The following is a 20260-nucleotide window of genomic DNA, read 5'->3' on the forward strand; positions in this document are numbered from 1 at the left end:
CTGTCCAAGCAAAGACAAGAGGTTGGACTATGGCGCATCATCCCGGCAAGGATGCCGAGACCCCGATTCAGATCCCGATGGGCGGGATCTGGCACATGCTAAAGCGCGTCTATACCGACGTGATCGACGACAATGTTCTCGTGATCGCGGCGGGCGTCGCGTTCTTCGGTCTGCTCGCGATCTTTCCTGCGGTCACGGCGCTGATCCTTATCGCCGGGTATGCCCTCAACCCGGAAGATGTCGCAGCAGAGCTCGATGAGCTCGCCGCGCTCCTGCCCGAAAACGCGGCGACGATCATTCAGGACCAGGTCGTGCAGGTTACGGGCGGCTCGGATGGCACGACGGGGCTTTTGTCGATCCTGTCGCTTCTTCTCGCGATCTATGGCGCCACGCGCGGTGTGAAGACCCTGATGGCCGGGATCAACGTCGCCTACGGAGAGAAGGAACGGCGCGGTTTCGTGCGTCTCAACCTCACCGCCTACGTTCTGACCGCCGTTCTGATCTTCGGCGTGCTCGTCTCGCTCGCGATGATGATCGGCACGCCTGCGGCGCTGGCGTTCGTCGGCGTCTCGCAGAACGTCGAATTTCTCGTCCTGGCCGCGCAGTTCATCCTCCTCGCCATCATGTCGGTTGGCGGGCTGTCGTTTCTCTACCGGTATGCGCCCTCTCGGCGCGCGGCGAAATGGCGGTGGATCCTTCCCGGCTCGGTGCTGGCAACGCTGCTCTGGATGCTGGGAACGATGGGCTTCTCGGTCTACGCGCAGAACTTCGCAACCTACAACGAAACCTATGGGGCGTTGGGCGGCGTCATCATCCTGCTGACATGGATGTGGCTTTCGGCCTTCATCATCCTTCTCGGCGCGGAGGTGAACGCCGAGCTTGAATTCCAGACCCGCCGAGATTCCACGGCTGGCAAGGATCGACCCGAAGGGCAACGCGGTGCCGCCAAGGCCGACCGCTACCCCGAGCGCTACAGCGCCACGGTCGACCTCGGAGAATAGCGCCGTGGCGCGTCTGCGGAGCGCTCGGATCAAAGATCTGGACAGGCTCGAGGAGGTCGTGCGCGCGGCCTTCGCGCCCTACACGGAGATCATCGGCAAGCGACCCGCGCCTATGGATGCGGAATATGCTACCGCGATCCGTGCGGGACGCGTCATCCTCGCCGAGAAGGCAGAGATCACCGGCGTTGCCGTCCTCGAAATACGGGGCCGCGAGATCTGGCTCGACACGCTGGCGGTCCTGCCCGGCGTGCAAGGCAGCGGCACCGGCACCCGGCTTGTCGCCGCCGCCGAGGATTGGGCGAGGCAGAACGGCGCGCGGGAGCTCAAGCTCTACACCAACGCCGCGATGACACGGAACCTCACGTATTACCCGCGCCTCGGCTTCGAAGAGACGCACCGCGCGAAGATGGACGGGTTCGACCGGGTGTTCTTCACCAAGAAGCTCTGAGCGCACAAAGAAAAACGGCGCCTCGATGAGACGCCGTTTCCCGAAATTCTGGCAAGGATCGCGCCGTCAGGCAGCTTCCTTGATGAACTTGACCGCATCGCCGAAGGTCTGGATCGTTTCGGCGGCGTCGTCCGGAATCTCGATGCCGAATTCTTCTTCGAAGGCCATGACCAGCTCGACCGTGTCGAGGCTGTCTGCGCCCAGATCGTCGATGAACGAGGCGTTCTCGGTCACTTTCTCTTCCTCGACGCCAAGATGCTCGACCACAATCTTGCGCACGCGATCTTCGATGTCGCTCATTGTCACTTCCTCATCGTTTTCCGGGCGACTTGGCCCAATAAGCTCGCGCGGTGTTCCGCGCGATGATTGCCCCTTGTCACGGGCGGTTCTGCGGGTCGTTCGGCCCTAGAGCCTGCCCCGGTTCCAAACTGCGTGCGCCTATAGCACAGCATACCGGCATGGCAAACGCTTTCGGCCCGGCGCGTCAAGCCTTGGCTAGAGCATGGCCATGCCGCCATTCACGTGCAGCGTCGTGCCGGTCACGTATCCAGCCTCGGGGCTCGCCAGGTACAGGACAGCCGCGGCGATCTCCTCGGGCGTGCCCATGCGGCCCATCGGGATCTGGCCCATGATCTGCGCCTTCTGATCGTCGTTCAGCTTGCCCGTCATCGCCGTCTCGATGAAGCCCGGCGCGATGGCGTTGACGGTGATCCCGCGGGTTGCGACCTCGTAGGCGAGGCTTTTGGACATGCCGACCATACCCGCTTTCGCGGCGGCATAGTTCGCCTGCCCCGGATTGCCGGTCGCGCCGACGATCGAGGAGATGTTCACGATCCGGCCCCAACGCGCCTTCATCATGCCCCGCATCACGCCTTTGCAAAGGCGGAACGTGGCGGTCAGGTTCACGTCGAGCACGTTTTGCCATTCCTCGTCCGACATCCGCATGAAGATGTTGTCGCGGGTGATGCCGGCATTGTTCACGAGGATATCGACCCCGCCCATCGCTTCGGCGGCCTGCTTCGGCAGCGCTGTCACGGCCTCGGCATCCGAAAGGTTGCAGGGCAGCACATGCGCGCGCTCGCCCAATTCCTCGGCGAGGCGCTGAAGCGGCTCTTCGCGGGTGCCGGACAGACCCACACTCGCACCCGCATTGTAGAGCGCGCGCGCGATCTCTCCGCCGATGCCGCCGGACGCGCCGGTGATGAGGGCGGTTTTTCCTGTCAGGTCGAACATGTCTCGCCTTTCCTTGATGATGTCTCGTCTCAGCCGAGCGCGGCGGCGACGTCGCCGGGCACGCCGATATTGCGGGTCTCGGCCTCCTTGGCAATGCGCCGAACCATACCGGAGAGCGCCTTGCCCGCGCCGATCTCCCAGAATTGGGTCACGCCCTTATCGGCCATGAAGGCGACGCTTTCGCGCCAGCGGACCGCGCCGGTGACCTGCTCCACGAGAAGCGCGCGGATCTCGTCAGGATCGCTGACGGCCTCGGCGCGCACATTGGCGACGAGCGGCACGGCGGGTGCCTGCATCGGCACTTCGGCGAGCGCGTCCCGCATGACCTGAGCCGCGGGCTGCATCAGCGCCGAATGGAACGGCGCGGAGACCGGCAGCATCAGCGCGCGTTTCGCGCCCTTTTCCTTGGCCAGGGCCGCCGCGCGCTCCACCGCGGCTTTCTCGCCCGAGATCACCACCTGCGCGGGATCGTTGTCATTTGCGGCCTGGCAGACCGCACCTTCTGCCGCCTCCGCCGCGAGCGCCTGCACCGCCTCGATGTCGAGCCCGAGGATGGCGGCCATTGCGCCCTGCCCGACCGGCACGGCGTCCTGCATGGCGCGGCCCCGGATCCGCAGGAGCCGCGCGCAATCGGCGATCCCGAGCGCCCCTGCCGCCGCGAGCGCGGAATATTCCCCAAGCGAGTGACCGGCGACGAAAGCGGCGTCTGTCACCGACGCGCCCTCTGCCTCGAGCACACGCATCGCCGCCAGCGACGTCGCCATCAGCGCGGGTTGGGCGTTCTCGGTCAGCGTGAGCGTCTCCGCATCGCCTTCCCAGATGAGGGCGGAAAGCTTCGCCCCGAGCGCGTCATCGACCTCGTCGAACACAGCGCGGGCGGCGGGATAGGCCTCCGCCAGCTCGCGACCCATGCCGATGGCCTGGCTGCCCTGCCCTGGAAAGATGAATGCTCGGCTCATGCGCTGCGGCCTCCCCTGATTGCCCACCGGCCGCTCCTCAGGGCCGGGATAAAGTGTCGCGGCGGTGTAGCTGGACGAGACAGCGGGCGCAACGTCGTGCGCATCTGATGTGCGTGGAGGCGCGATTGCTGTTCGCGAAACTTCCGCTAGCTCTGCGTTCGACAGGAACAGGATCCGAGACAATGCCCGCCACAAATACCGTCGCCCGCTATGGCTCCGTCGCCAAGTCGTTTCACTGGATCGTCGCCCTCGGCATGATCGCGAATATCGCGCTCGGTCTCTGGGGTGAGCGGTTGCCGCAATCGACCGAGGCCGAGATCGCGCTCAAGTCGACGATCTTCTCGATCCACAAGACGCTGGGGCTGACGGTGTTTGCGGTAGCGATTCTGCGGGTGATCTGGGCGCTGACGCAGCCGAAGCCCGCGCCCCTCCATCCCGAATGGCGGGCCGAGACCTTTGCCGCCGATGCCGCGCATTGGCTGCTCTATGGCTCGATCATCCTCATCCCGCTCACCGGCTGGGGCTATCACGCGGCGACGGAAGGCTTCGCGCCGATCTGGTGGCCGTTCGGACAGGATCTGCCCTTCATCCCGAACTCGCCAGAGGTCGCACGCATCTTCGGAACATTGCATTACCTCTTCAATATCGTGCTCTGGGTGACGCTGGCGCTGCACATCCTCGGCGCGCTCAAGCACCATTTCCTCGACCGCGACGCGACGCTCGCCCGCATGTTGCCCGGCAGGACCGAAGCGGCGGCTGAGGGGGAAGGTCACGGCCACGTCGCACCCGCCTTCGCGGCGCTCGCTGTCTGGGCCGTCGTTCTCGGCGGTGCAGGCGCGGCAGGCTGGTTCGCGCCCGAGGCCGAAGCGGGCGGCACCGAGCTTGAGGAGGTCGCATCGGACTGGACCGTGGAAGACGGCACGCTTGCGATCGTCGTCGTGCAGAACGGCTCCGAGGTCGAAGGGCAGTTCGCCGACTGGACCGCCGACATCACCTTCGAGCAGCAGGATGAGCCGGGCATTTGGGGCGATGTGCGCGTCGAGATTGCCGTCGGCTCCCTGACGCTCGGATCGGTCACGAGCCAGGCGAAAGGATCGGACTTCCTTGCTGCCGAAGAGCATCCGCGCGCGGTCTTCGAGGCCGATCTCGTCAAGGTCTCCGACGAATACGAGGCGCAAGGCACTCTGACGATCAAGGACCAGACGGTACCGGTGACTATGCCCTTTTCCTTGCGGATCGAGGACGATGTCGCGGATATGAGCGGGCGTCTGACGCTCGACCGGCGGAATTACGGCGTGGGTGAGAACATGCAGGACGAAAGCCAGCTTGCCTTCGACGTCGAGGTCCGCGTTCAGCTGACCGCGCGGCGCAGCCAAGAGGCGGAATAGCCGCTCACGGGCCGGCAAACGCCCTGCTGGACACCGAGACGGAATTGCCGGACGGATCCTTGATGTTGGCGAAGATGTAGCCGTCTGCCTGATGGAGGGTGCCAAACGTGTACCCTGCCTCCTTCGCCGTCGCGCAGAAGGCCGCCACATCCGCCACATCGAAGACCAGCTTGACCAACGCCTGCCCCTCCTTCTGCCCTTTGGACAATGGATGGAGTAGCAGGGCGGCCCCGTCCTCTCCGGGTCTGAGCTCGACGATCCGATCGCCGTCGGAACGGTGCACGGAAAACCCGAACAGACGGGTATAGAAGTCGATCATCGCCTCTTCTTTACGCGTGTAGATCACGAGGCGACCGAGGGGCGGCATGCGGCATCCTTTGAATGACCTGCGTAGCGTAACATGCCAAGGTCGGGGGCGCGGCAACGAAAAAGGCCGGTCGAAACATCGACCGGCCTTCGTCGGAAACTCGGGATCAGCGCCTTATTCGGCGGCTGCTGCGTCCTCGCCGGCCTTGGACGCCTCGAGCGAGATGAAGACCTCGACCTCATCGGAGACGTAGGGCGCGAACATGCCGACGTTAAAGTCAGAGCGCAGCAGCGTCGTCGTCGCGTTGAAGCCGACCCACGGCTCGCCCTCCATCGGGTGTTCCATCTGCTGCGTCAGCGTGGTGTCGAGCACGACTTCCTTCGTCACGCCGTTCATCGACAGATCGCCGGTGATATTCGCGGTGTTCTCGCCGGTCACTTCGATTCCGGTCGAGGTGAATGTCACCATGTCGCCCTCTTCGGCGCCGAAGAAGTCGTCAGACATGAAATGCTCGAAACGGGCTTCCCAGCCGGTCAGCATCGACCGCACGGGGAAAGACACTTCCACGGAAGAGTTCGCCGGATCCTCTTCATCGAACATGATCGTGCCGTCGAAGCCCGAGAACATGCCGTAGGTGGTCGAAAAGCCGAGGTGGTTGTAGTTGAACACGACCTGGCTGTGGCTCGGATCGAAGGTCCATTCCTCCGGGGCCGCGAATGCTGCGAGGGGAAGCGCCGCGAGGGCGGTTGCGAATGTCAGGGTCTTCATAAGTTCGTCTCCATCTCTCTGCCGGACTGGCATAGTCACGCGGGGCAAGATGGAGGGATTGCAGCGGAGAAAAACCTTCGCGGCCTCACAGCGTCTGTTCAGAATTCAACAGGTCGTCTTTTGAGGCTACGCGCCGCGCCGATTGACCAGCAGCCGATCAATCCAAGGAAGGTCGTAAGACCCAGTTTGAACAGGGTGGTCTCGGGCAGATCCGCGCCCGCCCCGCCGATCCAGAGGAAAAAGATCGCACCGAAGGCACCGAAGCCCAGGCATTTCAGCGGCCAGCGCAGCAAGATGAGCGCGCCGTCCGGGAGCGATGAGGAAGAGTTCGGAAGTTCGGTGGCAAGGCTCATGGTCGGGCATCCGTGACTGTTCACGAATATAGGTTAATCCTGGAAGTTGGGCGTGATTTTGTCGCAAATTCGGAATTGCGAAGATACAAGCTCCACCAGTCTGCGGGCCTTGCGTCACAGAGCGATCCGTGTATACGGGCGCTTCCTTCCGCTGGATCGTGAAACCGGCGCAGCCTCTCGTGGATGGGGGCGGAAGGATTGAGCCCCGTCCTATGAAATGCGCCCGAAAAAAGAACGGAGATCGCATGCCGCTTTACGAGCATGTTTTCATCGCGCGTCAGGATCTGTCCAACGCGCAGGCCGAAGGCCTCATCGAACACTTCTCGACCGTCCTCGGCGACAATGGCGGCAGCCTTGTCGAAAGCGAGTACTGGGGTGTGAAGACGATGGCCTACAAGATCAACAAGAACCGCAAGGGCCACTACGCCTTCCTAAAGACGGACGCGCCCGCGACCGCCGTGCAGGAAATGGAACGCCTGATGCGCCTGCATGACGACGTCATGCGCGTGATGACCATCAAGGTCGACGCGCACGAGGACGGCCCGTCCATCCAGATGCAGAAAAAAGACGAACGCGACGACCGCCGTCGCGAGCGCCGCAACTGATCGCCTGAGAAGAGGAGCATAAACCATGGCAGCAAAACCGTTTTTCCGCCGCCGCAAGGTCTGCCCGTTCTCCGGTGAGAACGCGCCCAAGATCGATTACAAGGACACCAAGCTGCTGCAGCGCTACGTGTCCGAGCGTGGCAAGATCGTGCCGTCGCGGATCACCGCCGTCAGCGCGAAGAAGCAGCGTGAACTGGCCCGCGCCATCAAGCGCGCGCGCTTCCTCGCGCTTCTGCCCTACGCCGTGAAGTAAGGAGAGCACCCCATGCAAGTCATTCTGCTGGAACGCGTGGCCAAGCTGGGCCAGATGGGCGACGTCGTCGACGTCAAGCCGGGCTTCGCGCGCAACTACCTCCTGCTTCAGGGCAAGGCCCTGACCGCAAGCCAGGAGAACATCGCCCGCTTCGAATCCGAGAAGCAGCATCTCGAAGCCAAGAACCTCGAGACCAAGAAAGAGGCCGAAGCCGTTGCCGAGAAACTCGGCGGCGAGCAGTTCGTCGTGATTCGTCAGGCATCGGACGGCGGCAACCTCTACGGCTCCGTCACCACCCGTGACGCCGCAGAGGTCTGCAAGGACGCCGGCTTCGACGTCGACCGCAAGCAGGTCATCATCCGCGAGCCGATCAAGGAGCTTGGTCTGCACGAGGTCGAACTGCACCTGCACCCCGAGGTTATCACGACGATCACGCTGAACGTCGCACGCTCGCCTGAAGAGGCCGAGCTTCAGGCCTCCGGCAAGACCATCCAGGATGCCGCGGCCGAAGAAGAGGCCCAGGCCGAGTTCGAGATTTCCGAGCTTTTCGAAGACCTCGGCGCGGCCGAGCTCGACGAGCTGGAAACCCGGGACGAGCAAGCTTCCGACGAGCCTGCCGTTCAGGAAAAGGAAGAGCTCGACGAAAAACTCGAGGACGACGACAAGTAAGTTGCTTCGACCCTCGAAGATCGAAGGCCGCGGGAGAGATCCCGCGGCCTTTTTACGCTAAGTCCCTTCAAAGCGAGATGCGGAACCGCTGGAAGCCGTCGATCATGTCGCTCGTCTCCTCGATGTCGACGCCTTTCACATCCGCGACGTATTGCGCGGCGTTCGGGCCCGTGTCGAAAAGAACGGTCGTGTTTTCCATCGGCGCGAAAGTCCAGTTGGCGTCGGCCGCAGGCGAAATCGTGCCCTGGTCGACGATGTAGCGCACGATCACGTCGCGGTTGGTGTCGGGCGCCTCGAAGACGGTTGTCTCGGGGGTTGCGCCAGGGAAGTTGCCGCCCCCGCCCGCGCGGTAATTGTTTGTCGCGACGATGAATTCTTGCGCGGGGTCGATCGGCGCGCCCTCGAACTCGAGATCCACGATCCGGTTTGCATCCGCGTTTACCACGTTCCCGTCATTGTCGAATCTGGGAGGCTGCGAAAGGTCGATCCGATAGGTCACCCCGTCGATCACGTCGAAGTTGTAGGACGGGAAGTCGGGGTTCAGCAGAGTCGCATCGGTCGCCCCCGGCTCGATCTGGTTGAACATGCCCGCGGAGCGTTCGAGCCAGTCCTTCACCTGCGCCCCGGTCACCCTCACCGCGCGAACCGTGTTGGGATAGAGATAGAGATCCGCGACATTCTTGATCGCGATATCGCCTGCAGGCACGTCGGTGTAATAGTCCGGCCCGCCGCGACCGCCCGCTTTGAACGGGGCGGCTGCGGACAGGATCGGCAGGCCCTCATGCGCCGTCCCGGCCAACATCTGCTCGATATACCAGCGCTGCGCGTTGGAAACGATCTGCACCGAGGGATCGTCGGCCACGAGCGCGAAATAGGAATAGAGCGGCGCTTCGGTCTGGCCGACCGCGCGTCGCACGTAGGCAAGCGTCGCCTCGTGTTCTTCGGCCACGCTTTCGAGAACCGCATCGACGCTCTCGACCGTTGGCGTCACCGAGCGGTCCTCGCCGCGCTCGTAGATCGGACGGGTCGTGCTTTCGGTGGAGACGACGCGCCAGTTCGACCCGTCACGCTCGAGCATGAGGTCGATCACGCCGAGATGGCTGCCCCAGAAGCCACCCATGACCGCCGGTTTTCCTTCGATCGTGCCCGCGGAGATGTCGGTGCCCGCGAACCCTTCGTAATCGGGCGATGGGAAGACGAGGTGCGAATGCCCGGTCATCAGCCCGTCGACGCCGCCGACGCGCGCCAGTGGCACCGAGGCATTCTCCATGCCCTCGTCATGCTCCTGTGCGCCGATCCCGGAATGGCTGAGCGCGATGACGATATCGGCCCCCTCCTCGCGCATCTGCGGCACGTAGGCCTCCGCCGCCTCGACGATGTCGCGCGTCTGGACGTTGCCCTCGAGGTGCTGGCGGTCCCAGTTCATGATCTGCGGCGGCACGAAGCCGATAATACCGACGCGGATCGGGTGCGTTTCCCCGGCGCCGTCCGTTACCTCGCGGTCGAGGATCACGTAGGGCTGCACGAGCGTCGTGTCGGCAGTGGGACTTCCGCCCATCTCCTTGACCACATTCGCCGAAACCACGGGGAAATCCGCCCCGGCAAGCGACTTCATCAGGAAGTCGAGCCCGTAGTTGAATTCGTGATTGCCGAGCGTCGAGGCATCGAAATTGAGCGTGTTCATCGCGGTGATGACCGGATGGGCATCGCCCTCCTTCATGCCGCGCTCATAGGCGATGTAATCCCCCATCGGATTGCCCTGCAGGAAATCGCCGTTATCGAGAAGAAGGCTGTTGGTCGCCTCGGCCCGGATCGCCTGCACGTGCGCGGCCGTGCGGGCAAGGCCCACAGTATCGACCTCCCGATCACCGTAATAATCGTAGGGGTAGACATGAACGTGCAGGTCTGTCGTCTCCATCAGCCGCAGATGCACCTGTCCGGCCTGAGCGCGCGCGGAATAGGGATGCAGGAGGGTCAGCGCGGCGGCGGACGTGCCGGTCGCAAGGAAAGCGCGGCGGCTGAGGGCAAGGCGCGAAAGCATGGAAGGACTCCCTGTCTGTTCTGTGTCTTTCAAGAAGCATGACAAACAGAGAGCGATGACGACAGGGTGACGATGCGCCGCCATCATCACGATTGGCCAAGATCCGCCAATCTGCACGAAAAATGCCGCGCACCCAGGGGCACGCGGCATCTGAATTCAGATCGAAGGTGGGATTACTCCTCGTCGAGCTTCTCGACTTCCTTCTGGAGCTCCTCCTTGGAGATCTCCTTCTCGGTCACGTCGGCCTGCTCGGCGATGTGATCGATGACCTTGTCCTCGAAGATCGGCGCGCGCATCTGCTGCTGCATCTGCTGGTTCTGACGCACGAAGTCGAAGAAGGCGCGCTCCTGACCGGGATATTGCCGCGCCTGGTTCATGATCGCCTGCGTCATCTCCGCATCGGTCACGGTCACTTCGGCCTTCTGGCCGATCTCGGCAAGTAGGAGCCCAAGGCGCACGCGGCGCTCTGCGAGCTTCATCTGCTCGTCGGTCGGCTCGATCTCTTCGTGGTCGTGGCCCTGAACCTCGGGATTCTCTTCGTGCCAGATCTGGTGGGCGATCTGCTTGGCCTCGGCGTCGACCAGGCTCGGCGGCAGGTCGAACTTGACCTTCTCGTCGAGCGCGTCGAGCACTTGGCGCTTCATGACCTGACGCGCCGCCCCCTGATACTCGGCCTCGAGCCGCTCACGGATCTGGCCTTTCAGAGCCTCGAGATCCTCGGCACCGTATTTCTGCGCCAGCTCGTCGTTGATCTCGGCGGGCACGGGCTTCTTGACGGCCTTGACGGTCACGTCGAAGACGGCGGCCTTACCGGCGAGGTTCTCTGCGCCGTATTCCTCGGGGAAGGAGACCTCGACGGCCTTCTCTTCACCTTCCTTCACGCCGACGAGCTGCTCTTCGAAGCCGGGGATGAAGGAGTTCGAGCCGAGCACCAGCGGGTAATCCTCCGCAGAACCACCGTCGAAGGCTTCGCCGTCGACCTTGCCGACGAAGTCGATCACGACCTGATCGCCGTCTTTGGCCTTGGTGCCCTTCTTGCGGTCCTCGAAGTTCTGCGCGTTCTCGGCGAGGTTGCTCAGCGCCTCGTCCACATCCGCGTCAGAGGCCTTCGCCACCAGCTTCTCGATCTTGATGTCCGACAGGTCCGCCTCGGGGATGTCGGGCAGCTTCTCGTATTTCATCTCGACCTGGACGTCGTCGCCCTCTTTCCAGTCCTCGTTGGTCATCTTGACCTCGGGCTGCATCGCGGGACGGTCGCCGGTCTCCTCGAAATGCTGGTTCATCGCGCCGTCGATGGCTTCCTGCATCGACTCGCCCAGGATCCGCTGGCCGAACTGCTTCTTCAGCAGCGCCATCGGGACCTTGCCCTTGCGGAAGCCCTTCATCTCGATCTCGGGCTGCGCCTCGGAGAGCTTCTCATTGACCTTAGCGTCGAGCTCGTCAGCCGTCACGGTAATCGCGTATTCGCGCTTCAGGCCTTCGTTCAGGGTCTCGGTGACCTGCATTTCGGTGTCCTTTTCCTCATCCTCTGGTGCGGGTGGAGGGACTTGAACCCCCACGCCTTGCGGCGCCAGAACCTAAATCTGGTGCGTCTACCAATTTCGCCACACCCGCAATACGAACATCGGGGCCGAGCAAGCGCAGGCCCCTGGTCGCGCGATCCTCTAGCAAAGGCGCAAAACGGATGCGAGAGGAAAAATCCGTCCAGAAAATGCGCGACATTAACGTCTTCTTGCCGTAATCTTCCGAACAATAAGAGGCAGTGAACAGCAGGATAGCGCCTATGGAACCGAAAACGGTCCGGCGCGCAGACGGGGGCTTTGCCCCTCCGCGCCCCAATTCCATCCATAATCTGGGCCACAATGCGCTCGTGGCCGGCACCAGCGTGCTGACGCTCGACGGCGATTTGCCGGTGGAGATGCTCTCTCCCGGCGACCGGATCATCACGCGGGATCGCGGTTTGGTCGTTCTCGACGATCTGCGTATTTTTCGCGGCGAGGCGCGCCTCGTGTCGGTCCGCGCCGGCACGCTGGGGCATTTACGCCCCGACACGGACATTCTTCTCCCGGCAACGCAAGAAGTGCTGATCCGCGACTGGCGGGCCGCAGCGCTCTACGGGCGTCCTCAGGCAATGGTCGCGGCGGAACGGCTCGTCGACGGGGAATTCGTCCGCGATCTGGGCGCGCGCGAGGTGACGCTCGCCGCGCTGATCTTCGAAGAGCCGCACGTGATCTATGCGGACGGGCTGGAACTCGCCTCGGCTGTGCGCGACCCGGCGCGGGTCGGCTAGAGGCCGATCTCACGAAAAAGCTTCGGCAATTCTTCGGGCAGGTCCTCGGCGATAAGTCCGGGGCCGAAACTGCGCGCGGCTTCCACATGCAGCCAAGCCGCCGCTTCCGCCGCGAGATGCGGCGCGATGCGACCCGACGCCAAGAGCCCGCCGATCATCCCGGCCAGCACGTCGCCCGCCCCCGCTGTCCCCAGCCAGGGCGCGGCGCGCTCATAAAGCGCGGCGTTGAGCGACACGGCACCTCCCGGGCTCGCGATCACCGTATCCGGCCCCTTAAGGAGTATCGTCGCGCCCGCCCGTTCTGCCGCGAGCGCAGCCGCCTCGACCTTCGAGACGTCCCGTTTGCCGTGCGCGAGATCGGGAAAGAGCCGCGCGAATTCGCCTTCGTGCGGGGTCAGCACAGCCCGATCATGCAGCGTCGCCGAAAGCGCGTCGGGATCGTCTTGGAACGACGACAGGGCGTCTGCGTCGAGGACGATGCGCCGGTTTGCGCCAAGCGCGGCGCGCACGAGCTGCCGCGTCTCTTCGCCCAAGCCAAGGCCCGGACCGAGGACAATCGCGGAGAGGCGCCCGTCTTCGAGCATGTCGGCGAGGCCCTCCGCCCCGCGCAGCGGCTTCAGCATGATCGCGTCGAGCCGCGCCGCGTTCTCCTGCAAAGCTGCGGGCGGCACACCGAGCGTCACGAGGCCCGCGCCGATCCGGAGGGCCGCCCGCGCCGCCATGCGCGCCGCCCCACCCTTGCCCGGCCCGCCGCCGAGAACGAGCGTGTGGCCGCGATCGTATTTATGGTGACCAGGGGCGACGGGCAAAATGTCTTTAAGCCAGCGCCGCGCTTCGACACGCCCTGGGTCCAGGAGCCGCAAATACCCCGGTCTCGGCATCGCGGTCAGCGAGGCGGGATGCGCCTCAAGACCGATATCCACCACCTTGAGCGCCGCGCTTGGCGGCGTCTTGAGGAAATGCCCGCGCTTCGCGGCATGATAGGTGACGGTCAAGTCGGCCGAGAGCGCATCCGCACCCTCCGGCACGAGCATCTGCCCATTATCGCAATCGAGGCCCGAGACGCAGTCGAGCGCGAGGCATCGCACCTGTCCGGTCACACCTGCCCGCGCTCGGACCGCATGCCATGCCGTCACGGCCTCCTGCGGGATTGAACGAGAAAGCCCCGTTCCAAAGAGAGCATCCACCAGCAGATCCGGTCGGTCGCACCGCCCTGCCTGCCGAAGATCCTGAACGGGTCCGGCCTCTTCCCAAAGCGCCCGCATTCGCCGCGCGTCGGGCGACGCCTTGGCAGGATCGCCCAACCCGAAGACCTCGACCCGCCAGCCCGCATCCAAAAGACGCCGCGCGACGACGTAGCCGTCCCCGCCATTATTGCCCGGCCCGCAAAGAACGACCGCGTGGTGCGGCCCCTCGGCAAGATCGGGCCAATGCGACAAGGCTGCGTCGACCGATCCGCGCCCTGCACGCTCCATCAATTGCAGTCCGCTGACCTTTCCGGCGGACATCGCGGCCTCCTCGGCGGCACGCATCTGGGCGGCGGTCAGAAGCTCCATCGCCAGCCCCGATTCAGTTTCGCTGATTTCTGTGGCGTGATGCACAATAATTAATCACTCCTCACTGCAGCCTTTCCGGCTTGCCGCTTTTCTCGGCACTTGCAATTGTCCCTCTTCGGGGGACGTGGTCTGCAGCGTTCCAAACGACATGTGAGGAGGCAAGGCATGAAAAAGATCGAAGCGATCATTAAGCCTTTCAAGCTCGACGAGGTGAAGGAAGCGCTCCAGGAAGCTGGCGTGCAGGGCCTTTCGGTTGTCGAGGTGAAGGGTTTCGGACGCCAGAAGGGCCATACGGAACTCTATCGCGGCGCTGAATATGTCGTCGACTTCCTGCCGAAGGTAAAAATCGAAGTTGTGCTCGACGACGACCAGGTCGACGGCGCGATCGAGGCGATCGTCGCAGCGGCCAAGACCGACAAGATCGGCGACGGCAAGATCTTCGTCAGCCCCGTCGAGCAGGCCATCCGTATCCGGACCGGAGAGACCGGCGCTGACGCGCTGTAATCCGTAACAGTCAAGACCAGACCCAGATCAGAAAGGGACATTCGGGAATGAGCAAAGACAGCGTTCTCAAGACGATGAAGGATGAGGATGTCGAGTACGTCGATATCCGCTTCACCGATCCGCGCGGCAAGCTGCAGCACGTCACAATCATGGCCGACCAGGTCGATGAGGACTTCCTCGAGGAAGGCTTCATGTTCGACGGCTCGTCCATCGCCGGCTGGAAGTCGATCGAAGCGTCCGACATGAAACTGATGCCCGATACCGCATCGGCCTATATCGATCCGTTCTACGCCGAAAAGACCCTGTGCATGCACTGCACCGTGGTCGAGCCCGACACCGGCGAACCTTACGACCGCGATCCGCGCGGCACCGCCGAGAAGGCCGAAGCCTACCTGAAGTCTTCCGGCATCGGCGATGTCTCCTACTGGGGCCCCGAGGCTGAATTCTTCATCTTCGACAACGTCCGCTACTCCAACTCGATCAACAAGGTGTCCTACGAGGTCGACGCGCTCGACGCGTCCTGGAACACCGACAGCGAATACGAGATGGGCAACATGGGCCACCGCCCCGGCGTCAAGGGCGGCTACTTCCCCGTGAACCCGATCGACCATGGCCAGGACATCCGCTCCGAGATGCTCTCGACCATGAAGCGCATGGGCATGAAGGTCGACAAGCACCACCACGAAGTGGCGTCCTGTCAGCACGAGCTCGGCCTCATCTTCGGCACGCTCACCGAGCAGGCCGACCACCTGCAGAAATACAAGTACGTCATCCACAACGTGGCGGACGCGTATGGCAAGTCGGCGACCTTCATGCCGAAGCCGATCTATGGCGACAACGGCACGGGCATGCACTGCAACATGTCGATCTGGAAGGACGGCAAGCCGCTCTTCGCAGGCGACAAATATGCGGACCTGTCGCAGGAAGCGCTCTGGTTCATCGGCGGCATCCTGAAGCACGCCAAGACGCTGAACGCCTTCACCAACCCGTCCACGAACTCCTACAAGCGCCTGATCCCCGGCTTCGAAGCCCCGGTCCTGCGCGCCTATTCGGCCCGCAACCGTTCGGGCTGCGTGCGGATCCCGTGGACGGAAAGCCCCAAGGCCAAGCGCGTCGAGGCCCGCTTCCCCGATCCGTCGGCAAACCCCTACCTGTGCTTTGCCGCACTCCTGATGGCCGGTCTCGACGGCATCAAGAACAAGATCGATCCGGGCGAGGCGATGGACAAGAACCTCTACGATCTGCCGGCCGAGGAGCTCGAGGGCATCCCGACTGTCTGCGGCAGCCTCCGCGAGGCGCTCGACTGCCTGAAGGCCGATCACGAGTTCCTGCTCGCAGGCGACGTGTTCACCAAGGACCAGATCGAAGGCTATATCGACCTGAAGATGGAAGAGCTCGAACTTTACGAGCACACCCCGCACCCGGTCGAATTCCAGCTCTACTACAGCTGCTGATCCGGCACAGCCGAACGATTGCGAAAGGGGCGCCTTCACGGCGCCCCTTTTCTTTTGGATCGCGAGTCGCCCGCCGCCTCAGGATCACCGCAATCTGAAAGTAAGCATGGCCGTGAGAACACCCTGTCGGTCCGTATTTCAGACCGGATTGTGGCAGGATGATCGACTGTGACGCGATCTTGGCGCGTCTGCTGCAGGCTTGCCGCAAATCGCCGAACGTGCCTTGAAAAGACCCGATAAGAACCAGATTTGGACCGCGATTGGCCCGTGGCTTTTGAGGAAAGAAAAAAGCCCACCTCGGAGTTAAGCCATGCTGTCCCGGTCCAAAATCGTCTACGCTCCTTCCGCCGCGCCATCGCTCGAGACGCTCGAAACCGTTTTGTCGATATTCGCAGCACAACAGGGGCTTGCGATGACGGGGGTCGAGCGCGACTCCGGTGGACTGACCTGCCAGGCGGGGAATTACACACTCTCCGTGAAGGTTCTGCGGACCGCAAACGAGACGCTTGTGGCGCTGAGCGCCGAGCGGGGCACCAAGGCGGCCAGACCCGTCCAGAAGCGTCTTGCGGCACTGACCGCAATCCTGTTGCACAACACGCACGCCGACGCCGTCATCTGGCTCGATACGGAGCTGCGGCTGCCCTGCGATGCGTTTCTCGACGCCGTTGCGCCTGCAACCCCAGCCCCGTCAGAATTCGCACCTCGACGCGTGGCGGCGCGGCGCCTCGCGACGCGGCCCCGCCCAAGCGCTTGCAACGCGGTGGACGCACCCGGCGTCACGCGCCTCGACGCGCATGTGCACGCATACGAGGCACATCTGCGGGCGCATCTGCGCGCCGATCCCACGAAGGAGGAGATGGAAGAACTCCGCATCGCGCGCCGTGCCGGCTCCACCGGAATGCGCGTGTCGACCTGGGCCATGTCCCTCGCCGTTGCCACGGTATCACTGCCGGTCGCGGCGCCGCTTATCGTCAGTAATGTCGTCCGCGGAGAAGATTTCCGCACGGCCTCCCTTGCGATGGGTCTGGCCGGTTTCTTTGTCGCCCTCGATACGACCGGCACGATGACGGAGATCGTGACCAACCTGTAATGCCGTCAAAAGGTAACTTTGCCCCCCGCCCTTTTCCCGCTACCGTCGCGCTTATGACCAAATCATTTCGAGCACGGGGGTTCTGATGCCGCGACGACTTTCAACTTACATACTGGCCTTGTCGCTGGGCCTGACTGCAACGGCTGGTTCGGCTGCAAGCTGCATCACCAGCCAGGGCCAGTTCGGCGCGTACAAGCAGGGCCTCGGCCAACAAGCGTCGGCGCAGGGCGTTGGGCAACGCGGCATGCAGGCGCTGCAATCGGCGCAGCTCTCGGGCATCACATGGCGCTTCGAGTCCAATCCCAGCAGCCAGAGCGGCGTCTCTTACGGCGATCCAGCGGAATTTCTCGCCAAGCGCTCGGGAAGCTCCGCGCAGGCATTCATCAACAGCGTCCAGAACCGCGTTGCGCGCAATGCCAACCTTTTTGCCTCGATCGAGCGCAGCTACGGCGTGCCTGGCAGCGTTCTCGCGACGATCTGGGGTCTCGAGACGAGCTTCGGCGGCTATCTCGGCGGAACCTCGATCGTCGACGGCGCGGTGACCCTCGCCTCCTATTGCCGACGCCATCCCCGCTTCGAGGACGATGCCATCGCGGCGCTTCAACTCGTTGATCGCGGCGTCATCACCTCCGGCACGCAAGGCGGCCCGTCGGGCGAACTCGGCCATATGCAATTCCTGGCCGGAAACTGGATGCGCTACGGCGTCGATGCCAATGGCGACGGTCGCGCGGATCCCTACAACGCGACCGACGCGCTGGCCTCCGCGGCGAACATGCTGCGCCAGAATGGCTGGCAGCCAGGCCAGCCCTTTGGTCAGGGCACGCGCAATTTCAGCGTCCTCTCGGCCTGGAACGACAGCGGCAATTACCAGCGCGCCATCGCCTATGCTTCCGAGCGTGTGAACTAAACCGCAAGGCACGAGGGTGGGCGCTGGCGCGGCCACCCTGCTCCAAAAAAGCCCAAAACTGCACGGGTCTCGCCCTAGTTTGACCCAACTGGCTTCGTATCCTTCGGGACATTCAGAAACACGAAGCTGGTCCGAGAATGAGCCTCCCCGTTCGTCCCTACGCCGCCCTGGCCCTTGCCCGCACGAATTCGCTCGAGGTCGAGCGGTTCCTGCGCGTCGTGGCCCAGAGCCTCAGCCGGTTCGATGCCGATGGCGGCGCCAAGCCGCGCGCGTCGATCAAGCACGGCGCGGTGGCGGGCGAGACGATTATCGTGAAGGTGACGACCGACGTGACGCCCAAGGAAGGCACGCGGGTCGTCTTCCGGATCGCGCCGCGGCCGAACACCAAGAAGATGTCGCTCGATCGGAACATCGAGGTGCTGTCCGACATCGTCATGCGCGCGCTGCAGCGGGTCGATGCGCGTCACGTCGAATGGCTGGACGAGCGCACCAAGCTCTCGCCCGAGGAATTCCAGGTCTCCTGCTCCTACGTCTCGCCCAAACGTGCTCGCCGCGAGATGGTGGAAGCGCCGATCACCGAACGCTCGGTCGAGGCGATCGAAGAGAGCCTGGCCAAGATGTTCAACGACATCCCCCCTGTGGACGAGCCGGGCCACGGAAAAGAGCGGGCCGAGCGGGTCGCCAGGGCCCGCGCAGAGGCGCAGAAGACGCTCGCCGCCCGAGTGCCGAAGGCTTACGCCGACTGGCAGAACGACGACGAGGATACAGGCACGGCATCGCGCACGGAGACCGCCGGGCAAGAGCCGGACGCCGCGACCGAACCGCCGTCCCGGCAAGCTGGTTTGGGCCGCCTCGTCCGCGCGTTGATGCCGCGCCGGACCACTGCACATGTCATCGCCTTGGGGGGCGTCGCGCTGGTCTTCTGGAAGCACGGCCTGTTCGATCCGATCCTGAGGATCGTCGGCAGCTAGGCACCGCGCGGCACGTCGGCCTCGCTCAGAACGTAGGTGTGGATCGAGAAGATGACCGCACGTGTCTCGGGCAAGCGCCGCATGACCTGCCTCTCGGTCCGAAAGTAAGGCGCACCCTCGGCCTCCCATTTGGGACGACTGTCGGGCACGAATGGCTGGTGCAGCCGCGGATCATGGTGCCAGAGCGTGTTGAAACGCCAGATGGGCCGCTCGACCTGCAATCCGTCGAAGAGGCGCTGCACCCGGCGCGCAACGTCGCCGTCGTATTCAGGCACAGGCTCATGGATCGCGATGAGCGGACGGAGGAACTTGTCGGCCAGCCGCCAGCGCGCCGGGAAACAGAGGCTCGCAGCCGACAGCACATGCTCCTCTCCCGATTTCTCAAGGATACAGAGGTCTTCCTGCACAAGCCGGCAAAGCGTGCCCATCGGATCGTGCGCCTCCACTCGGACGGCCACGCCATCGGGGCGCGTCACCACGTCCTCGGCGACGTCGAACCCCTCCGGCAATTCAGCGAGGACCGTGTTCAGCAGCTCTTCGGCGGCAGGGCGCGCGGTCTCATCCATCGCGATGACCGTATCGCGCCATTCGGAGGCAAGCCGGTCGCGAAGGGCCATCTGCGCGCCGTAAGCCTCGTCCGCGATGAGCCAGGGCGCATCGCCGAGGGGCCTTGTGCCCGGCAGTCGGTGCCCTGCCCCGGGATCGTAGGGCAGCCTGCGCTGAAGGATCGGGCCATCCTCCTCAATGAAAAACGGCGCACGGGTCTCCCCGCGCGCCGCGCCGTCGTTCATCGGTGTCTCGCTCACCCGCGCGCGCGGCCGACCGCTTTCCACGCGAGCGGAAGGACCACGGCCGCCAGTGCCAGCTTCAGGCCATCGCCGAGGAGGAACGGCCAGAGACCCCATGCGAGGATCGGCTCGTTCCAGCCATAGAGCACGCCGAGCCAGAGCAGGCCGGGGACGTAGATGATGACGTTGCCGAGCAACATCGCTCCGGCCATCTTGGGCGCGGTGCGGTCCCACCCGGCGCGGGCTGCGGCGCCCAGGAGAAGCGTCGCCAGAACGTAGCCGACCAGATAGCCGCCGGTGCTGCCGGTCATGTAGGCAAGCCCGTTGAGTTCGGCCGTCGAGCTCTGGAACACGTCGAAACCGAGCGCGCCGATCAGCATGTAGCCCATGATGGTCGTCAGCCCGAGACGCGGGCCGTAGGCGGCAGCGATCGAGAGAACCGCGAACGTGCCCATGTTGATCGCGACCGGCGATCCTGGCACGGGCACCTTGACCTTGGCGAGGATGGCGAAGGCGAGGATGCCGACAACGACAAGTGCCGCCTGCTTGACGCGCAGCGCTGCGCCCTCGGTGGCTCCGAACGTCTCGACCAGCACATTGCGGCTCAGCGTCTCATTCATCGGGGATCTCCCTTGTCCAGCGTATCTTTGAAAACTTCATGCCGTCTGCGCCGCT

Annotated in this window: 23 protein-coding genes and 1 tRNA gene; 12 read left to right on the top strand and 12 right to left on the bottom strand. The window is 63.9% G+C overall.

Annotated features, from left to right (window positions below; genetic code table 11):
• Positions 1-29: 29 nt before the first annotated feature.
• Positions 30-1001 (top strand): YihY/virulence factor BrkB family protein, encoded by a 972-nt coding sequence (locus FIU91_RS10575; protein WP_152462421.1) that lies wholly within the window; start codon positions 30-32, stop codon positions 999-1001.
• A gap of 4 nt (positions 1002-1005) precedes the next feature.
• Positions 1006-1449: a GNAT family N-acetyltransferase gene (locus tag FIU91_RS10580; protein ID WP_172974990.1), complete on the top strand. Its 444-nt coding sequence runs from the start codon at positions 1006-1008 to the stop codon at positions 1447-1449.
• Positions 1450-1515: 66 nt separating this feature from the next.
• On the opposite strand, the gene FIU91_RS10585 is transcribed toward FIU91_RS10580, so the two are convergent.
• From FIU91_RS10585 to fabD, 3 genes are all read right to left on the bottom strand, one after another.
• On the bottom strand, positions 1516-1749 hold the full coding sequence (locus FIU91_RS10585; protein ID WP_093009818.1) for an acyl carrier protein: 234 nt from the start codon (positions 1747-1749) through the stop codon (positions 1516-1518).
• Positions 1750-1944: 195 nt separating this feature from the next.
• On the bottom strand, positions 1945-2682 hold the full coding sequence (gene fabG, locus FIU91_RS10590) for a 3-oxoacyl-ACP reductase FabG (RefSeq protein WP_152462423.1): 738 nt from the start codon (positions 2680-2682) through the stop codon (positions 1945-1947).
• Between the two features lie 29 nt (positions 2683-2711).
• Positions 2712-3641 (bottom strand): ACP S-malonyltransferase, encoded by a 930-nt coding sequence (fabD, locus tag FIU91_RS10595; protein WP_152462424.1) that lies wholly within the window; start codon positions 3639-3641, stop codon positions 2712-2714.
• Positions 3642-3823: 182 nt separating this feature from the next.
• On the opposite strand from fabD, the gene FIU91_RS10600 reads away from it, so the two are divergent.
• Positions 3824-5029 (top strand): cytochrome b/b6 domain-containing protein, encoded by a 1206-nt coding sequence (locus FIU91_RS10600; RefSeq protein ID WP_152462425.1) that lies wholly within the window; start codon positions 3824-3826, stop codon positions 5027-5029.
• Positions 5030-5033: 4 nt separating this feature from the next.
• Here FIU91_RS10600 and FIU91_RS10605 read toward each other — a convergent pair whose 3' ends face one another.
• From FIU91_RS10605 to FIU91_RS10615, 3 genes are all read right to left on the bottom strand, one after another.
• Positions 5034-5396 carry a VOC family protein gene (locus tag FIU91_RS10605; RefSeq protein ID WP_152462426.1) on the bottom strand — a complete coding sequence of 121 codons (363 nt, stop codon included), beginning with the start codon at positions 5394-5396 and terminating at the stop codon, positions 5034-5036.
• 114 nt (positions 5397-5510) lie between these two features.
• The gene (locus FIU91_RS10610; RefSeq protein ID WP_093009823.1) at positions 5511-6104 is read right to left on the bottom strand and encodes a YceI family protein; all 594 of its coding nucleotides are present in this window, start codon (positions 6102-6104) and stop codon (positions 5511-5513) included.
• A 98-nt stretch (positions 6105-6202) separates the two neighbouring features.
• Positions 6203-6457, bottom strand: coding sequence for a hypothetical protein (locus tag FIU91_RS10615; RefSeq protein ID WP_152462427.1), 255 nt, complete (start codon positions 6455-6457; stop codon positions 6203-6205).
• Positions 6458-6702: 245 nt separating this feature from the next.
• Here FIU91_RS10615 and rpsF point away from each other — a divergent pair, with 245 nt between their 5' ends.
• From rpsF to rplI, 3 genes are read left to right on the top strand one after another with little or no spacing between them, the layout of a single operon-like run.
• Entirely contained in the window at positions 6703-7062 is a 360-nt protein-coding gene (gene rpsF, locus FIU91_RS10620; RefSeq protein WP_093009825.1) for a 30S ribosomal protein S6, read from the top strand.
• A gap of 25 nt (positions 7063-7087) precedes the next feature.
• Positions 7088-7315 carry a 30S ribosomal protein S18 gene (gene rpsR / locus FIU91_RS10625; RefSeq protein ID WP_093009826.1) on the top strand — a complete coding sequence of 76 codons (228 nt, stop codon included), beginning with the start codon at positions 7088-7090 and terminating at the stop codon, positions 7313-7315.
• 12 nt (positions 7316-7327) lie between these two features.
• Entirely contained in the window at positions 7328-7984 is a 657-nt protein-coding gene (rplI, locus tag FIU91_RS10630) for a 50S ribosomal protein L9 (RefSeq protein ID WP_093009827.1), read from the top strand.
• A 67-nt stretch (positions 7985-8051) separates the two neighbouring features.
• Here rplI and FIU91_RS10635 read toward each other — a convergent pair whose 3' ends face one another.
• From FIU91_RS10635 to FIU91_RS10645, 3 genes are all read right to left on the bottom strand, one after another.
• Entirely contained in the window at positions 8052-10025 is a 1974-nt protein-coding gene (locus FIU91_RS10635) for a bifunctional 2',3'-cyclic-nucleotide 2'-phosphodiesterase/3'-nucleotidase (RefSeq protein WP_152462428.1), read from the bottom strand.
• 173 nt (positions 10026-10198) lie between these two features.
• The gene (gene tig / locus FIU91_RS10640; RefSeq protein WP_093009829.1) at positions 10199-11530 is read right to left on the bottom strand and encodes a trigger factor; all 1332 of its coding nucleotides are present in this window, start codon (positions 11528-11530) and stop codon (positions 10199-10201) included.
• 24 nt (positions 11531-11554) lie between these two features.
• Positions 11555-11639 (bottom strand) — tRNA-Leu (locus FIU91_RS10645).
• Between the two features lie 169 nt (positions 11640-11808).
• Here FIU91_RS10645 and FIU91_RS10650 point away from each other — a divergent pair.
• Positions 11809-12315, top strand: coding sequence for a Hint domain-containing protein (locus tag FIU91_RS10650; RefSeq protein ID WP_093009830.1), 507 nt, complete (start codon positions 11809-11811; stop codon positions 12313-12315).
• On the opposite strand, the gene FIU91_RS10655 is transcribed toward FIU91_RS10650, so the two are convergent.
• The gene (locus FIU91_RS10655) at positions 12312-13916 is read right to left on the bottom strand and encodes an NAD(P)H-hydrate dehydratase (protein ID WP_371418157.1); all 1605 of its coding nucleotides are present in this window, start codon (positions 13914-13916) and stop codon (positions 12312-12314) included. The two genes, FIU91_RS10650 and FIU91_RS10655, sit on opposite strands and share 4 nt — an antisense overlap.
• A 120-nt stretch (positions 13917-14036) precedes the next feature.
• Between FIU91_RS10655 and FIU91_RS10660 the strand changes: the two genes are divergently transcribed.
• The 5 genes from FIU91_RS10660 to FIU91_RS10680 all read left to right on the top strand — a co-directional run bounded on the left by FIU91_RS10660 (position 14037) and on the right by FIU91_RS10680 (position 18797).
• Positions 14037-14375 carry a P-II family nitrogen regulator gene (locus FIU91_RS10660; RefSeq protein WP_093009831.1) on the top strand — a complete coding sequence of 113 codons (339 nt, stop codon included), beginning with the start codon at positions 14037-14039 and terminating at the stop codon, positions 14373-14375.
• Between the two features lie 47 nt (positions 14376-14422).
• A complete protein-coding gene (gene glnA, locus FIU91_RS10665; protein WP_093009832.1) occupies positions 14423-15829 on the top strand; it encodes a type I glutamate--ammonia ligase in 1407 nt (468 codons plus the stop codon).
• A gap of 310 nt (positions 15830-16139) precedes the next feature.
• On the top strand, positions 16140-16919 hold the full coding sequence (locus FIU91_RS10670) for a hypothetical protein (RefSeq protein WP_152462429.1): 780 nt from the start codon (positions 16140-16142) through the stop codon (positions 16917-16919).
• A gap of 85 nt (positions 16920-17004) precedes the next feature.
• Positions 17005-17826 (top strand): lytic transglycosylase domain-containing protein, encoded by an 822-nt coding sequence (locus FIU91_RS10675; RefSeq protein WP_152462430.1) that lies wholly within the window; start codon positions 17005-17007, stop codon positions 17824-17826.
• Between the two features lie 137 nt (positions 17827-17963).
• Positions 17964-18797 (top strand): hypothetical protein, encoded by an 834-nt coding sequence (locus tag FIU91_RS10680; protein WP_152462431.1) that lies wholly within the window; start codon positions 17964-17966, stop codon positions 18795-18797.
• On the opposite strand, the gene FIU91_RS10685 is transcribed toward FIU91_RS10680, so the two are convergent.
• Together FIU91_RS10685 and FIU91_RS10690 are read right to left on the bottom strand one after the other, a co-directional pair.
• Positions 18794-19588, bottom strand: coding sequence for a DUF3445 domain-containing protein (locus FIU91_RS10685; protein ID WP_152462432.1), 795 nt, complete (start codon positions 19586-19588; stop codon positions 18794-18796). The two genes, FIU91_RS10680 and FIU91_RS10685, sit on opposite strands and share 4 nt — an antisense overlap.
• An 11-nt stretch (positions 19589-19599) precedes the next feature.
• Entirely contained in the window at positions 19600-20205 is a 606-nt protein-coding gene (locus FIU91_RS10690) for a biotin transporter BioY (RefSeq protein ID WP_093009836.1), read from the bottom strand.
• Between the last annotated feature and the right edge of the window lie 55 nt (positions 20206-20260).

Origin of the sequence: Roseivivax sp. THAF30, from assembly GCF_009363575.1 — a bacterium.
Classification (GTDB): Bacteria; Pseudomonadota; Alphaproteobacteria; order Rhodobacterales; family Rhodobacteraceae; genus Roseivivax; species Roseivivax halotolerans.

Coding starts and splice junctions, on each gene's coding strand:
- FIU91_RS10575 (WP_152462421.1), top strand. CDS start 30: ATGGCGCATCATCCCGGCAAGGATGCCGAGACCCCGATTCAGATCCCG.
- FIU91_RS10585 (WP_093009818.1), bottom strand. CDS start 1,749: ATGAGCGACATCGAAGATCGCGTGCGCAAGATTGTGGTCGAGCATCTT.
- fabG (WP_152462423.1), bottom strand. CDS start 2,682: ATGTTCGACCTGACAGGAAAAACCGCCCTCATCACCGGCGCGTCCGGC.
- fabD (WP_152462424.1), bottom strand. CDS start 3,641: ATGAGCCGAGCATTCATCTTTCCAGGGCAGGGCAGCCAGGCCATCGGC.
- FIU91_RS10600 (WP_152462425.1), top strand. CDS start 3,824: ATGCCCGCCACAAATACCGTCGCCCGCTATGGCTCCGTCGCCAAGTCG.
- FIU91_RS10605 (WP_152462426.1), bottom strand. CDS start 5,396: ATGCCGCCCCTCGGTCGCCTCGTGATCTACACGCGTAAAGAAGAGGCG.
- FIU91_RS10610 (WP_093009823.1), bottom strand. CDS start 6,104: ATGAAGACCCTGACATTCGCAACCGCCCTCGCGGCGCTTCCCCTCGCA.
- FIU91_RS10615 (WP_152462427.1), bottom strand. CDS start 6,457: ATGAGCCTTGCCACCGAACTTCCGAACTCTTCCTCATCGCTCCCGGAC.
- rpsF (WP_093009825.1), top strand. CDS start 6,703: ATGCCGCTTTACGAGCATGTTTTCATCGCGCGTCAGGATCTGTCCAAC.
- rpsR (WP_093009826.1), top strand. CDS start 7,088: ATGGCAGCAAAACCGTTTTTCCGCCGCCGCAAGGTCTGCCCGTTCTCC.
- rplI (WP_093009827.1), top strand. CDS start 7,328: ATGCAAGTCATTCTGCTGGAACGCGTGGCCAAGCTGGGCCAGATGGGC.
- FIU91_RS10635 (WP_152462428.1), bottom strand. CDS start 10,025: ATGCTTTCGCGCCTTGCCCTCAGCCGCCGCGCTTTCCTTGCGACCGGC.
- tig (WP_093009829.1), bottom strand. CDS start 11,530: ATGCAGGTCACCGAGACCCTGAACGAAGGCCTGAAGCGCGAATACGCG.
- FIU91_RS10650 (WP_093009830.1), top strand. CDS start 11,809: ATGGAACCGAAAACGGTCCGGCGCGCAGACGGGGGCTTTGCCCCTCCG.
- FIU91_RS10660 (WP_093009831.1), top strand. CDS start 14,037: ATGAAAAAGATCGAAGCGATCATTAAGCCTTTCAAGCTCGACGAGGTG.
- glnA (WP_093009832.1), top strand. CDS start 14,423: ATGAGCAAAGACAGCGTTCTCAAGACGATGAAGGATGAGGATGTCGAG.
- FIU91_RS10670 (WP_152462429.1), top strand. CDS start 16,140: ATGCTGTCCCGGTCCAAAATCGTCTACGCTCCTTCCGCCGCGCCATCG.
- FIU91_RS10675 (WP_152462430.1), top strand. CDS start 17,005: ATGCCGCGACGACTTTCAACTTACATACTGGCCTTGTCGCTGGGCCTG.
- FIU91_RS10680 (WP_152462431.1), top strand. CDS start 17,964: ATGAGCCTCCCCGTTCGTCCCTACGCCGCCCTGGCCCTTGCCCGCACG.
- FIU91_RS10685 (WP_152462432.1), bottom strand. CDS start 19,588: ATGAACGACGGCGCGGCGCGCGGGGAGACCCGTGCGCCGTTTTTCATT.
- FIU91_RS10690 (WP_093009836.1), bottom strand. CDS start 20,205: ATGAATGAGACGCTGAGCCGCAATGTGCTGGTCGAGACGTTCGGAGCC.